Origin of the sequence: Chromobacterium piscinae, assembly GCF_021129175.1 — a bacterium.
In the GTDB taxonomy this organism is placed as follows: domain Bacteria; phylum Pseudomonadota; class Gammaproteobacteria; order Burkholderiales; family Chromobacteriaceae; genus Chromobacterium; species Chromobacterium piscinae.
This window is the reverse complement of the sequence record NZ_JAJOHV010000026.1, coordinates 78,655-92,853: the sequence shown is the minus strand read 5'-3', so window position 1 is coordinate 92,853 and position 14,199 is coordinate 78,655. Positions and strand designations below refer to the sequence as shown.

The 14,199-nt window shown below is 65.1% G+C and carries 11 protein-coding genes; 5 read left to right on the top strand and 6 right to left on the bottom strand.

The window, feature by feature from the left end; genetic code table 11:
• The 3 genes from LQR33_RS09750 to asnB all read left to right on the top strand — a co-directional run.
• Nucleotides 1–924 (top strand): hypothetical protein (locus tag LQR33_RS09750; RefSeq protein ID WP_231468723.1); only part of this gene is annotated, 924 nt, incomplete at its 5' end.
• A 118-nt stretch (nt 925–1,042) separates the two neighbouring features.
• Nucleotides 1,043–2,257 carry a phospholipase D-like domain-containing protein gene (locus LQR33_RS09745; RefSeq protein ID WP_231179115.1) on the top strand — a complete coding sequence of 405 codons (1,215 nt, stop codon included), beginning with the start codon at nt 1,043–1,045 and terminating at the stop codon, nt 2,255–2,257.
• Nucleotides 2,258–2,422: 165 nt separating this feature from the next.
• Nucleotides 2,423–4,273, top strand: coding sequence for an asparagine synthase (glutamine-hydrolyzing) (asnB, locus tag LQR33_RS09740; RefSeq protein ID WP_231468721.1), 1,851 nt, complete (start codon nt 2,423–2,425; stop codon nt 4,271–4,273).
• Between the two features lie 6 nt (nt 4,274–4,279).
• Here the strand turns inward: asnB and LQR33_RS09735 are convergent, their stop codons facing one another.
• Nucleotides 4,280–4,723, bottom strand: a complete 444-nt coding sequence (locus tag LQR33_RS09735; protein ID WP_021478653.1) for an Lrp/AsnC family transcriptional regulator — start codon at nt 4,721–4,723, stop codon at nt 4,280–4,282.
• 125 nt (nt 4,724–4,848) lie between these two features.
• On the opposite strand from LQR33_RS09735, the gene LQR33_RS09730 reads away from it, so the two are divergent.
• The gene (locus LQR33_RS09730) at nt 4,849–5,457 is read left to right on the top strand and encodes a LysE/ArgO family amino acid transporter (protein WP_166438469.1); all 609 of its coding nucleotides are present in this window, start codon (nt 4,849–4,851) and stop codon (nt 5,455–5,457) included.
• Between the two features lie 59 nt (nt 5,458–5,516).
• Here the strand turns inward: LQR33_RS09730 and LQR33_RS09725 are convergent, their stop codons facing one another.
• From LQR33_RS09725 to ppk2, 5 genes are all read right to left on the bottom strand, one after another.
• Complete coding sequence (locus tag LQR33_RS09725; protein WP_221665047.1) at nt 5,517–7,598, bottom strand: methyl-accepting chemotaxis protein; 2,082 nt, start codon at nt 7,596–7,598, stop codon at nt 5,517–5,519.
• Between the two features lie 363 nt (nt 7,599–7,961).
• Nucleotides 7,962–8,240 (bottom strand): hypothetical protein, encoded by a 279-nt coding sequence (locus LQR33_RS09720; protein WP_046157705.1) that lies wholly within the window; start codon nt 8,238–8,240, stop codon nt 7,962–7,964.
• Between the two features lie 207 nt (nt 8,241–8,447).
• Nucleotides 8,448–10,208, bottom strand: a complete 1,761-nt coding sequence (locus LQR33_RS09715) for a hybrid sensor histidine kinase/response regulator (protein WP_221668646.1) — start codon at nt 10,206–10,208, stop codon at nt 8,448–8,450.
• Nucleotides 10,205–10,750: a putative pterin-binding protein gene (locus LQR33_RS09710; RefSeq protein WP_231468719.1), complete on the bottom strand. Its 546-nt coding sequence runs from the start codon at nt 10,748–10,750 to the stop codon at nt 10,205–10,207. The genes LQR33_RS09715 and LQR33_RS09710 overlap by 4 nt, the downstream gene beginning before the upstream one ends.
• Before the next feature lie 189 nt (nt 10,751–10,939).
• Complete coding sequence (gene ppk2 / locus LQR33_RS09705) at nt 10,940–11,797, bottom strand: polyphosphate kinase 2 (protein ID WP_231468728.1); 858 nt, start codon at nt 11,795–11,797, stop codon at nt 10,940–10,942.
• Nucleotides 11,798–12,495: 698 nt separating this feature from the next.
• On the opposite strand from ppk2, the gene LQR33_RS09700 reads away from it, so the two are divergent.
• Nucleotides 12,496–14,163, top strand: a complete 1,668-nt coding sequence (locus LQR33_RS09700) for a SulP family inorganic anion transporter (RefSeq protein ID WP_231179118.1) — start codon at nt 12,496–12,498, stop codon at nt 14,161–14,163.
• Nucleotides 14,164–14,199: the final 36 nt, after the last annotated feature.

The following is a 14,199-nucleotide window of genomic DNA, read 5'->3' as shown; positions in this document are numbered from 1 at the left end:
GCGCTGGAGAGTCCGCGCCCGTCGGCCGGCGCCGCCAGCGGCTGGCGCTACAGCACTCAGCTGAACGAGCAGCTGAGCGCCGCGCAATGCGCGCTGGGCTACGTCGACGGCATGCTGCGGCAGCTGGAAAGCTTCAAGGGCAATCTCAGCCGGCAGCTGTCGCAGCGCCGGCTGGACAGCGATGGGCTGAAACAGCAGCGTGGCGAGTTGGAGGCCGGCTGGCAGCGGCGCCAGGCCGATAGCGCCGGCAGCCTGGACAGCCAGTTGCGGTTGTCGCTGGGCGCGCCCGCCCGGCAAAGCTTCACCGTGCGCGGCCTGGACCTGGACAGCCTGACCGGCGGGCAGCCGGAAACCCTGGTGTTCGCGCTGGACGGGCAGACCGCGCCGGCCGCGGTGCGGGTGGGCGACGGCATCAGCCGCGATGCCGCGCTGCGCAGGCTGAACCAGGCATTGGGCCCGTTGGGCGCGCGCTGCGAACTAGACGATCATGGCCGGCTGGGTTTCAGCTGCGGCGAGCAGGATTGGGCGCGACTGCGCGACAGCCTGACCGTGCGCGGCGGCGGCATGCGCTTTCCCGGCGGCATGCCGCAACCGTTGCCGACCCAGGCCGAGCCGGCGGCGCTGGACGCGGGACAATGGCAGTTGGACGACCATGCCCAGGTGCGCCAGACTCTGCAAGGCGTGGTGCGCTCCATCGCCCAGCTGCAGCAAACCCGCGCGGCCATCGGCAGCGCCATTGCCGAAGCTAGGCAGTCGATAGGGCAGTTGGCCCGCACCGATGAGCAAAGCTGGGCCAGCGGCTTTGTCAGCGATTTCAACGCCCGGCTCAATCAGACCGCCGATTTCAATCATCTGCAGCAACTGGTGCCGGCGCTGCTGGGCATCAGTCGCTACCGCGTGATCTCGCTGCTTTCGCTTCGTTGACGGACCACAGCGGGCCCGTCTTGACGGCTGTCCCTTCGGGGCAGCCTTTTTTCATGCCGGCTACATACCTGCTTAACATGTCCATGGCATGATGCGCCCTTTTCTAAAGGATGCTGCTATGTCCAAACGCTGGTGGCCGCTGGCCCTGATCATGGCGTCCTCTCTGGCCCGCGCCGATTTCTCGATTCCCGGCTTCGAGCTGGCGCACACCGCGCCGCAGCATGCCGGCCTGGACACGCCGGATTTGCGTGATCCGGCCACAGTGTGGGGACAGCTGTTTGATTCGGCCAAGCGCGAAATCGCGCTGGAGCAGTTCTATGTTGCGGGACAGCCCGGCAGCCTGATGGACGGCGTGATCGAGAAGCTGGATGCCGCCGGCCGGCGCGGCGTGAAGATCCGCTTCCTGATGGAGAAAAAGGGCATGTTCGCCAGCGATCCGGCGACGATAGAGCGGCTCAAGCGCATTCCCAATCTGGAGTACCGCCAGCTGGACTACAACCAGTTGACCGGCAACGGCATCATCCACGCCAAATTCATCGTGGTGGACAGGCAGTCCGCTTATGTCGGCAGCCAGAATTTCGACTGGCGCTCGCTGCAGCACATTCATGAGACCGGTCTCAAGGTTGACGACGCGGCGATGGCTGGCCGCATGCAGGCCATTTTCGAACAGGACTGGGCGGCGCAGGCGACGCTGGCCGCCGGCGGCAAGGTCAAGCCGCTGCGGACGGCGGAGCAGGCTGCGGACTTGTCGCAGCCGGCGGCGCTGCTGGCCAGCCCCAACGCCTACAACCCGGACGGCGTCGGCGATTCCGAACAGGCGTTGCCGCGCTTGATGGCCGAGGCGAAGGACGAGGTGCGCATCCAGTTGCTGGATTACGCGCCGCTCAGCTTCGGCAAGCCGCGCAGTTACTACCCGGTGTTCGACAACGCCATCCGCGGCGCGCTGGCGCGCGGGGTCAGGGTCAAGCTGATGGTGTCGGACTGGAATCTGGAAAAGCCGGGCGTGGACTATTTGAAAAGCCTGGCCGTGCTGCCCGGCATGGAGGTTCGCGTGGTGACCATTCCGCGCGACGGCGCGTGCATCCCCTTCGCCCGCGTCATTCACAGCAAGACCATGGAAATAGACGGCAGGATCGCCTGGGTCGGCACCAGCAACTGGAGCGGCGGCTATATGGACAAGTCGCGCAATCTGGAAGTGGCGCTGCGCAGCGAGTCCATGGCCAGGCGAATCGCCGCGCTCCACGAGCAGACTTGGTCTTCCCCGTACGCCGCGCCGCTGGACGTTTCCCGCCTATATCAGGCACCGGACAAAGCCTGCCGCCAGGCGGGCTGACGTCCAGGCCCGGCGAAGAGCCGGGCCTATCCTGAATACGTCAATATTCCATTCTTATTACCAGTTCCGCCTCCACGGGGGCCTCCTTCGGATTAATCATGCGTTATGCATAATGCGGACCGGGCGGATCATCCGTCCGGCCGCTGACAAGAGGAGAGCCGAATCATGTGTGGAATTGCCGGATGGGTGAGTTTCGAGCGCGATCTGCGCGAGCAACGCGCGGCCGCGGAGACGATGACCAGGACCATGGCCCTGCGCGGACCGGACGACGAGGGGCTATGGCTGGACCGCCATGCGGCGCTGGGGCACCGCCGCCTGTCCATCATCGATCTGGAGGGCGGCCGCCAGCCGATGACGGCCGACGAGGACGGCAAGACGTTGGCGTGTCTGGTCTACACCGGGGAGGTGTACAACTTCCAGGAGTTGCGCCGGGAGCTGCAGGGCCTGGGCCACGCTTTCCGCACCCGCAGCGACACCGAGGTGGTGCTGCGCGCCTATCTGCAATGGGGCGAGGCGATGCTGGAGCGGCTGAACGGCATGTACGCGTTCGCGCAGTGGGACGCGCGCGAGCAGCGGCTGCTGCTGGTCCGCGACCGGATGGGCGTCAAGCCGCTGTACTACTATCCGATGCCCGACGGCGTGCTGTTCGGCTCCGAGCCCAAGGCCATCCTGGCCCACCCGGAAGCCGAGCGGCGGGTGACGGCCGACGGCCTGCGCGAAATGCTGGATCTGGTGAAAACGCCGGAAGCCGCGGTATTCGCCGGCATGCATGAGGTGCGGCCGGGCCAAGTGGTGACGATAGACCGGAACGGTCTGCGCAAGCGCCGCTACTGGCAGCTGGAGGCGCGCGAGCACGCCGACGATCTGCCCACCACCATCCGCACCGTGCGCGCGTTGCTGGATGACATCGTCGAGCGTCAGATCATCGCCGACGTGCCCTTGTGCACCTTGCTGTCCGGCGGGCTGGATTCGTCGGTGGTCACCGCGCTGGCCGCGAAAAGCATGCAGCGCCAAGGCAAGGGCACGGTGCGCTCGTTCTCGGTGGACTTCGTCAAACACGGCGTCGAGTTCGAGGCCGACTACCTGCGCGGTTCGCCGGACGCGCCCTTCGTGCGCGACCTGGCCGCCCACGCCGGCACCGAGCACCAGGAAATCCTGCTGGAAAGCCGCGAGCTCGCCGATCCGGGCCTGCGCGCCGCGGTGCTGGGCGCCCAAGACCTGCCTCCGGCCTACTGGGGCGATATGCTGCCGTCGCTGTACAAGCTGTTCGAGGCTATCCGGGCGCAATCGACGGTGGCCCTGTCCGGCGAGTCGGCCGACGAGGTGTTCGGCGGCTACCGCTGGTTCCACGACGCCGCCGCGGTGGATGGCGACACCTTCCCGTGGCTGGTCGGCTCGAGCGGCTCTTTCTTCGACGGCCAGTCGCTGATCGCGCCGGGACTGCTGCGCGAGCTGGACATGCCCGGCTTCCGCCGCGACAGTTACGCGCAGGCATTGTCCGAGGTGCCGAGGCTGGCCTCGGACACGCCGCAGGAGAAACGCATGCGCGAGATCAGCCACATGCACTTGACCCGCTTCGTCCAGGCGTTGCTGGACCGCAAGGACCGGATGAGCATGGCGGTGGGGCTGGAGGTGAGGGTGCCGTTCTGCGACCACCGGCTGGTCGAATACGTTTTCAACGCGCCGTGGGGCATGAAAAATTTCGACGGCCGCGAAAAGAGCCTGCTGCGCGCCGCCGCCAAGGATGTGCTGCCTGACTCCATCATCCAGCGCGTCAAGAGTCCGTATCCCGCCACCCAGGACCCGGCCTATGAACAGGCGCTGCGCCAAGGGCTGACCCGGGTGCTCGATGACGCGTCGTCGCCGACGCTGCCTTTGCTGGACAAGGCAGCCGCGTGGAAGCTGCTGGATCGCCCGTTCGGCAAGACCAGCACCTCGCCGGAGCGCGCTGGGCTGGAGATGGCGCTGGGCCTGAACGAGTGGCTGCTGCGCCACCAGGTGGCGCTGGACTTGTAAACCGGCTCAGCGGGGCGGACGCACCGGCCGCCCCTGGATGGGCGTGGACAAGATGATGGCGGTGCGCGTCTCGCCCAGGTCGTTCAGGCTCGCCACCAGTTGTTCCAGGTGCGAGACGTCGCGCGCCAGCAGGCGGAACATATAGGAGTCGACGCCGGTGACGTGATGGCATTCCATCACCTCCGGCATCGCCTCCAGCCGCGCCAGCAGCGTCTTCTTGTCTGGTTGCGGCACGGTGATGCCCACCAGCGCCGACAGCGCGTAGCCGGCGCGCAGCGGAGCCACATGCGCGTGATAGCCCTGGATCACGCCGGCTTCCTCCAGCCGCCGCACCCGTTCCGATACCGCGGGCACCGACAGTCCGACGGTCTGCGCCAGTTCGGTCAGCGATTGCCGCGCATTGGCTTGCAGGGCGGCCAATATCGCCCAGGATTTGGCGTCAACTTCCATTCGTAAACTCCTTTTGCTGTTTGGCCTCAGGTTTCAAAGCCAGCATAGCGGTTAGACGAAAAAAACGCATGGGCATTGGGTGGGTGCGGCGGCACACTATGCCCATTGTCGATGGAGGTGAAAACATGTTCTGGCAGGCGGGCTTGATAGGCTTGGCGATCGCGGCCCCGGTTGGGCCGATAGGTTTGTTGTGCATCAGCCGCACCCTGCGCGGCGGACCGCGGCTGGGTTTGGCCACCGGACTAGGCGCGGCCAGCGCCGACGCGTTGTTCGCCTTGGCGGGCGTCGCCGGCAGCAATGCGCTTTTGCATCTGGCCGGCCAGCTGGCGAGGCCGCTGGGCTGGGCCGGCTGCGCGCTGCTGGCCTGGATGGGGATGGCCACGCTGCGGCGTCCAATGCTCGAGCCGGCAAAACGGGAGGAGGGCGGCGTCGGGCTCTGGCGCGCCTATGCCGGCACGCTGCTGCTGACCTTGAGCAACCCGATGACCATTCTGTCCTTCGCCGCGGTGGCGGCCGGCTTGTCCGGCGGCATGCCCGCCAGCGGCGCGCAGCAGCTGGCCATCGTCGCCGGGGTGTTCTGCGGCTCCGCATCGTGGTGGCTGGCGTTGGCCTATGGCGGCGGGGCGCTGTTGTCCCGGCTGGGCGCGCGCGGCCGGCGATGGCTGGATGCCGGCTGCGGCTTGCTGCTGTTGGGTTTCGCCGTGCTGCTGGCCTGGCGCGCGGCGGGGATTTGAGCGGATGGGCGGCAATGAAAAAGCCCGGCTTGGCCGGGCTTGGGGCGGGGAAGGGGCGCTTACAGCTTGAAGCGGCCGACCAGCTGTTCCAGTTCGCCGGACAGCTCGCGCAGCCGGCCCACCGCGTCGCTGACCTCGCGCACGGTCTGGTTGTTGCTTTGCGCCATGCTGCTGATGCGCTCGACGTTCTGCGCGATCTCCACGCTGGCGCTCGATTGCTCGCGGGTGGCGGAGGCGATATCGACGATGCTGGTCACCAGCTGGCCGTTGTAGCTTTGCACCTCAAGCATCGCCTGGTTGGCTTCCTCGGCGATGCCGACGCTGAGATCCACCTGTTGGCTGCTGTGCTTCACATCGCTGACCGCTTGCCGGGTTTCGCTGCTGATCGCTTCGACGATGCGGGTGATCTGGATGGTGGCCTCGGCGGTGCGGCCGGCCAGGTTGCGCACTTCGTCCGCCACCACCGCGAAGCCGCGGCCCATCTCGCCGGCCCGCGCCGCTTCGATCGCCGCGTTCAGCGCCAAGAGATTGGTCTGGTCGGCGATGTCCTTGATCACGCCGACGATGGTGGTCACTTCGCTGGACCGTTCGCCCAGGCCGTTCATCCGTTCGGCCAACGCGTGCATGCTGTCGGTCATGCGCTGAATCTCGCTGGTGACGCGGTTGACCTTGGCCACGCTCTGCTCGGTCAGCGCGCCGGTTTCGCGGGCGATGTCGCCGGCCTGCTGCGCGGTGTTGGCGATGTGTTGGGCGCCGACGGTGACTTGTTCGACGCTGGCGGCGCTGGCCGTGGCGGCGTCGGATTGCTGCGCCGAGGCGTCGTGCACCTGGCTGGCCGACTGGCTTAGCGTCAGCGCGGACTCGGACACCTGGCGGCTCTGGTCCCGCACCTTGACGAACATGTCGCGCAGGCTGTCCAGCAAGCGATTGAAGGCGTCGGCGGTGCGGCCGATCTCGTCGCGGTTGGCGATGGCGATGCGGACGGTCAAGTCGCCGCCGCCGCCGGCCAGTTGTTCCATGGTGTCGGCCAGCCGGTTCAGCGGGCGGGTCTGGGTGCGGATCACGGCGGCCAGCAGCAGCAGGATCAAGGCCAGAGCCACCACGCCGATGGCGATGGCGGTGAGCATGGCTTTGCGGGCGTCGGCGGTGAGCGCGGCGGTGGGAATGCTGATTCCCAGCGACCAGAACTGTCCGGTCTCGCCTATCGGTATCGGGTGGAAGAAGTGAGTGAAGCCGCCATCCTCGTAGACGAAATCCTCGCCTTTTTTGATGTCGGCCAGGTGGGCGAACAGCGCGTCTTCCTTGGGCACCGGTTTGCCCAGCGTTTCGGCCTTGGGGTTGACCACGTAGAGCCCGCCTTCGGAGACGATGCGGACGAAGCCGTTTCCGCCGGGCTGGATCTGGCCGAAGCGCTTCTGCAGCTGGTCCAGCGCGACGTCGGTGGCGGATACGCCCAGCATCTTGCCGGCGGCATCCTTGACCACCACCGCCAAGGAGCTTTCCAGCACCATCTTGCCCTGCACCTCGTAGGGGAAGGGTTCGGTGATGGTGTCGCGGCCGCGCTGTTTGGGCACGTAGTAGAAGTCGCCCCAGCCGGGTTTCTCGTAATCCGGCTTGTAGGTTTCCGGATGTTCCTTGTACTTGGGGAAGTCCTTGATGCGGTCGGCCGACATCATCACGTCCATCTGCGCCTTGCCCTGGGCGTTGCGGGTGATGTAGGGCTGGTAGCGGCCGGTGGGGTCGTGGCGCGGCCAATCGAAGCGGAAGGCGTTGTCGTCGCCGTCGAAGGCGTTGGGCTCCCACAGCATCCACAAGCCGATGGACTGCGGCGCATGGTCCAGCATTTCCTGGATGACGTTGTCGGTCTGCTTGCGGTCCGGCCTGCCGGCGCGCTTGACGCCGGCCACCGTGTCCGCCAGGTGGCGCGGCAGCAGGAAGCCCTGCGACATCATGTTCTCGGCGTCCTTGGCGTAGCTGTCCGCTTGTTCGGAGGAGAGCTGGTAGCCGGTGTCCAGCGCCGAGGTGTAGTTGAGCCGAGCGATCAGCGCGATCATGACCGCGAAAGCCAGGGAAATGGCGGCGGCGGCCACCAGTGTGATGCGGGTGCTCAGATGGCCCCATTTTGCGTGCGTGCGGCTCATGGCGATTTCCTGCGTGAATGGCGGGGGCTGCGCTAGCCCGCTAAGTAAAATTTCTTAGCTGAATTGAATATAACGGCTGCGTATCGGTACAGGCAATCCGCTTGTGCATTTCGCGCGATGTGCACGGCTTCGAGGAAGCAGCCGGATGTCACGGGCGGGTGTTTCAGGGAAATGCATCCGAAGGCGTCGCGATGCAGGTGATGCGAACGCCAGTCTTCAAGTGTGGATGCGAGTTGCACGGCGCAGGGAGCAGGTTGCCGTGGCGTGTCTGAGGCGGATGGTTTGCGCGGGGGAGGAAGAAGACAGCCGTTCGCAGCCGTCCGCGTTTGGCGGAGCGTATCGCGCCGCGGCGCAGACAAACGCTCAAATTTCCTGGGCGATTTCCAGCAGTTGCTGGCGCTCCTGCTTGCTGAGCCCGTTCTCGCTGATCAGTTGCACGCTGACGCCCAATTGTTCCGTCAGTCTTTCCTCCATCTGGAACATGTCGAAATAGGAGGTGTCCGGCGATGGCGCGATCAGCAAGACCAGATCCGCGTTGCCGGCGCAGACGTCAGGAACGTAGCGCAGGTGATGAAGGTGGAAGGGCTTGAGCGCGTGATTGATCTGGCTCTTGTGTTCCCGGATGAACTGTAGATCGTGCATGCATTTCTCCCCGAATGGCAGGCCGGGCCCGGATGGCGGCGTTTGGGGACTGCGGGCAAGCATCAGTTTGCGCCTTGACGGATGGGTTGTGTGTACTTTATTGAAAATAAAAGAGATTTGTGATTTTGTTGGCAAGCTGTTGTGCCGTTTTGCTTGGCACGGGCCATATCGTGTGTGGTCTTCTAGTCACACTGCGCTCGCCGACGCTCATGCCGGTGCCCCAGCATTGTTGCGCGGCAGATGCAGCGACAACAGCTGTTCCAGTTGGGCGAAACTGAAGGGTTTTTCCAGCTTGCCTGCCAGCAAGACGCTGCGCGCGTCGTTGAACTCTTGCCGGAACGCCGTCATGCCTATGATGGGCGTATTCTGATTCGGGCCGAAGCGGCGGGCGGCTTCGGCGAGCTCGTAGCCGCTGGCCGCGCCGACTTGCAGGTCTATCAGCAAAACGTCGAAGCGGTGACGCATGACCTGGGCTGCGGCGTCGTTGACCGTGGCGAAGCTGGCCACGCTGTAGCCATTCTCCTGCAGCAGCGCGCCGTAGGATTCTCGGATCGGATCGTCGTCGTCCAGCAGCAGGACTCGGCTTTGCCCGCTGGCGGCGGCATCGCTGTTTTCCGGTATGGCAGCCTCCTGAACCGGCAGGTTCAGCGTGAAGGTGGTGCCGCGGCCTTCCTGGCTGTCTACCTCGATCTGGCCGCCGAACAGGGTGACCAGCTCGTGCACGATGGCCAAGCCCAGGCCGCTGCTGCCGGGGCGGCGCGTTTTGCCGCGGGTGAAGGGGCGGAACAGCTGGACTTTGATGTCCTCGGGAATGCCCACCCCGGTATCCGCGACTTTGAGCGTCAGATTTCGGGGGCGGTATTCCATTTCCAGGCGGATTTGCCCCTGGTCGGTGTAGCGGATGGCGTTGGACAGCAGGTTCCACATGATCTGGCGCAGCCGGTTGCCGTCCAGCCACAGCAGGGGCATCGGCGGCACGGCCACGGTCAACGCCAGGCCTTTGGCCTCGGCATTGCCCTGATGCACGGCGATGATGCAGGCCACCAGCTCCGCTATGTCCGTAGTGGCGGGCTCAAGCGCGAGCTGATGGTTTTTCAGCGCGGAAATGTCCATGATGTCCCGCACTTGCGCCAGCAGATAGGCATTGCTCTGCTTGAGGCGGGATAGGTAGGCGTAGCCGGGATGGCTGACCGGGATGCTGTACTCCAGCAATTCGGTGCAGGTCTGGATGCTTTGCAGCGGCGAGCGGATTTCGTGGCTGATGGTGGCGAGGAAGGTGTCGCGGGCCAGCTCGGTCTGGACTAGCGCGGCCCGGGCCGCTTGTTCCCGTTCCAGAACCTGTTGCTGCTGTATGGAGTGCCGCTTGATTTCCGCCAGCCGGTGCAGCACGAACCAGAAGATGCCGAGAAAAGCCAGCCAGCACATCAGGCCCAGCAGATACATGGTCTGGTGCCGCTCCACCATGCGCATCTGCTGGACGATCAGGCTGTTTTCCGCGTAGCGAGCCTTGACGCCGTAGTCGGCCAACAGTGGGCGCATCTGTTCCATGTCGCTCGACAACTCAAGCGCGTCTTGCTTCGTCCATTGGCGTGGGGGATGGCGGAAGATCTTGATCAGCAGGTCTTTGATCTGGTCGAAGCCCTCTATCTTTTCCAGATCCGCGTTGACTACCGACGATCGGGTGAACAGCTGGTATTTGCTTTCGGCGATGGCGTAGCTTTTGTCGGTTTCCTCGCGGGTGATCTGGCCGGCATGGTAACGCCAGGCATCCATTTCAAGGCGATTGAACGTCAGCTGCATCTGCGCCACCATCCAGTACAGGTCGGAGGCCTTGTTGGTGATGGGGCGTTTGATGACCGCCGCGTACAGCGTGAAGGAGATGATCACGGTCGCGAGCAGGGACAAGGCCAGGAAGGCGCGTTCGATTCCTCCTATGCGGCTGAGCACGAGACGAAAATAGCGAGTCATTTGACCTCGATGCGGGTGACTTGCCAGGCGAGTTTGGCGATGAAAATGCCGCTTGTTTCGGAGGTGGACATGTTTTGAATGGGGTACATCACCCAAAAGGGGCCGAAGTCGTTCAGTTGCAGAGGTTTGTTATTCCAGGTCCTGGCTAGGATGACGTCGTATTTGCTGAAGTCGCTGGCGGGAATGGTGACGTTGTAGTTGTCTTCGCCGTAAAACTTGATCTGACGGCCTTGCGCGCCGACCCTGGCCAGAAGTTCCCGCACCAGCGGTCCGCGGAACGTGCCCTTGGGCGTCCAGTCGGTCGCGGTGTTGATTTCGCGCATCGGCAGCGCGTTGAATTCGGTTTCGCTGAAAACGTAGCTGCGGGCCGGCTGATTGGTGAACTTGCCGATATTGCCGCTGATCGTCAGCGTGACGCCGGCGGCCTGCGCTTCCGGGGTGTGCGGCAGCAAGCTTGCGGCGAGAAGCATGGTTGGGGCGAGGGAACGGCAGATCGCCAGTTTGGCGCGCGCGCGATGGCTGGAGGAGATGTTGGAAGTCATGTTTATCTACTGCCTTGACGTCTGAACTTGGGCGAATTGTGCGCGATGCTGCCGCTAGCAAGGCGGAGCGCCAATTATGCATTTGATCTAAACGATCACAAGAGAAAAATGGCCTAGCTAGTTAGAAAGGACAGGTGTGGGCGGCGACAGGCCGGCGCGCCACACCGGTCTGTCGGCGCGTTGGGTCGCTCAGAAACTCAGCGCGTCCTGTTCTTCCCGTCCCAGCATGGCGGACGGCTCGCCTACGATCAGCGGGTCGGCCGCATGGGCCACTCGCGGGTCCTTGCCGGGGTAGTCCAGCCGCGACAGGAAGTGGCGGATGCAATTGAGGCGGGCGCGTTTCTTGTCATCCGATTTCACCACCGTCCAGGGCGCGTCGCCGGTGTGGGTATGGAAGAACATCGCCTGTTTGGCCGAGGTGTAGTCATCCCATTTGTCCAGCGATTGTATGTCGATCGGCGACAGCTTCCAGTGCTTCAGCGGATCGTCGCGCCGGGAGATGAAGCGGCGCAGCTGTTCTTCGCGGCTGACCGAGAACCAGAACTTGAACAGGCGTATGCCGCTGTTGACCAGCATCCGCTCCAGTTGCGGCGTTTGGCGCATGAACTCCAGGTAGTCGTGGGGCGAGCAGAAGCCCATCACCCGTTCGACGCCGGCGCGGTTGTACCAGGACCGGTCGAAGAACACGATCTCTCCGGCGCTGGGCAGGTGGGCGATGTAGCGTTGGAAATACCATTGGCCGCGTTCCAGGTCCGACGGTTTTTCCAGCGCCACCACCCGCGCGCCGCGCGGGTTCAGGTGTTCCATGTAGCGCTTGATGGTGCCGCCCTTGCCGGCGGCGTCGCGTCCTTCGAACAGGATCACGATCTTCTGCCCGGTCTCCTTGACCCAGCTTTGCACTTTCAAGAGCTCGATCTGCAACTCCTGTTTCAGCCGCTCGTACTCGGCGCGGCGCATCCGGGTGTGGTAGGGGTAGTCGGCGGGCAGTTCGGCGCTGGAGCTGTCCTCGTCGCTGCCGTGCGGGGCTAGCGCCACCTGAAGCGCCATCGGCTGCTGGCTGATTTGCTCGATGATCTGGACCGACTCGTCATGCACCCGCTTGATGTTGCGCTCGCGCGCGGACTGACGGCGCGGCTTGGCCGGCGAGGCGGGCGCGTCGGTTTCGAGCGGAGCGAAGTCGGAATCTTTGTCTTGCATCATGGCCGGACTTTCCCATTTGAATGACATGGTTTTATCGTACGCCGGCTACCGCGGGGTGTCGATGGCGGCGTGGGGGCTCCCTGCGGATGGATATGCAGCCCTGGTGGCCCGGCGTTTTGGCGCGGCTGGACCGGGCCAACAGGGAGATCGCCATGGGAAGCAGGCCCGCCAATGTGGTGAACATCGGAATGTGGCGGAAAAGGATTGTCGGGAGGGGGGCTGGGCGGCGTCTACCAGCCGCTGACGCCGTTTCTGGACGAGCGGAAGGGCAGGCGGGGCGCCAAGCTGACCCGCCTGCCCCCAGGGCACGCCGGCTGCCCTGCCCACTGCCGCGCGTTGGAGGAAGAAGGCGCCTTGTATGGACGGCGAGCCGGCGATGCCCAGGATATTCGAGCTGGCGCAGCGAGTCGCGCGGCTGCGCCGGCATGGGAAGGTTTGAGCCATATCGGGTAAGGGGAGCCGGTTTGCAGCTATGATTGGGTGAAACAACCCATGGTTCATGCGCGCCTCCCGTTTGCGAGGCCGCGTGGCCCCGAAAGCGCCCGATGTCCGCGATTGCCTTTCGCCCCCGCCTGCTCGAAACTCTGCGCGGCTACAACCGCGCGATGCTGCACGCCGACCTGATGGCCGGCGTGACCGTGGGCATCGTCGCCCTGCCGCTGGCGATGGCCTTCGCGATCGCCAGCGGGGTGCCGCCGCAGGCCGGCATCTTCACTGCGGTGATCGCCGGCGCGCTGGCTGCGGCGCTGGGCGGTACCCGGCTGTGCGTCACCGGTCCCACCGGCGCCTTCATCGTCATCCTGTACGGCATCGTCAGCAAGTACGGCGTGGCCAACCTGCTGATCTGCACCTTCATGGCCGGCGCGATGCTGGTGCTGATGGGCGTGTTCCGGCTGGGGCAGGTGATACGCTTTTTCCCGATGCCGCTGATCACCGGTTTCACCAACGGCATCGCGGTGCTGATCTTTTTGACGCAGTTGAAGGATTTCTTCGGCTTGCCCATCGCCAAGATGCCGTCAGGCTTCTTCGCGGTGATGGCGGAGCTGAGCCGGCACTTCGCCGGGCTTCACTGGCCAACCACGCTGCTGTCGTCCTCGCTGCTGCTGCTGATCCTGCTGTGGCCCAAGCGGCTGAACCGGCTGCTGCCTTCTCCGTTCGCCGCGCTGGTGCTGGCCACGCTGGCCACGATGTTGTTGGACCTGCCGGTCGCGACGCTGGGCAGCCGCTTCGGCGGCATTCCGCAGGGGCTGCCGGCGCCGGCAGGGCTGGATCTCAATCCCGCCCATCTGTCCGACCTGCTGGCGCCGGCCTTCACCATCGCATTGCTGGGCGCGATCGAATCGCTGCTGTGCGCGGTGGTGGTGGACAGCCTCACCGCCGATCGGCACGACGCCAACCAGGAGCTGATCGGCCAGGGCATCGCCAATATGGTCGTGCCGTTTTTCGGGGGCATCCCGGCCACCGGCGCGGTGGTGCGCTCGGTCACCAATATCGGCAACGGCGCCCGCACGCCGCTCGCCGCCGTCTTCCATGCGGCGCTGCTGCTGCTGGTGCTGTTGCTGGCCGCGCCGCTGGCCGCGCATGTGCCGTTGGCGGCGCTGGCAGCCATTCTGGTGTCGGTGGCGCTGAAGATGGGGGATTGGGATATCCGCAAGGCCAGGCAGTTTCCGCGCCACGACACGCTGGTGCTGGTGGTGACCTTCGCGCTGACGGTGGCGTTCGACCTGACGGTGGCGGTTGAGATCGGATTGTTGCTGGCGGCGGTGTTCTTCATCCGCAGCATGGCCAGCCATACCGGCATCCACAGGTTGTTGCCGGAGCACGCGCAGTTGTTTGAGCGGCACAGCATGGCCGGCAAGAGCGTGCCGGACGGTTGCGCGGCCTTTCGCGTTGAGGGCGCGCTGTTCTTCGGCGCGGCGGACAGCGTGGACATCATCCTGCGGGACGCGCCGCGGGCTCGGGCGGTGATCCTGCAATTGCACCGGCTGGTGTTGCTTGATACTACCGGGCTGCTGGCGCTGGAGGCGCTGCGCGCGAGGCTGGCGGAACAAGGGAAGACGCTGATTCTATGCGGCGCGGCGGACGAGGTGATGGCGATGCTGGAGGGCTCCCGGCTGGCGGAGCGCCTGGGCGAAGACAATCTGCAGCCAGACCTGGCCAGCGCGCTGCAGCGGGCGGAGGCGGTACTGACCGACGGCGTGGTGTGGGCGTGAGCAGTTGTCTTCGGACGCCCTCGGGCATCCGAAGAC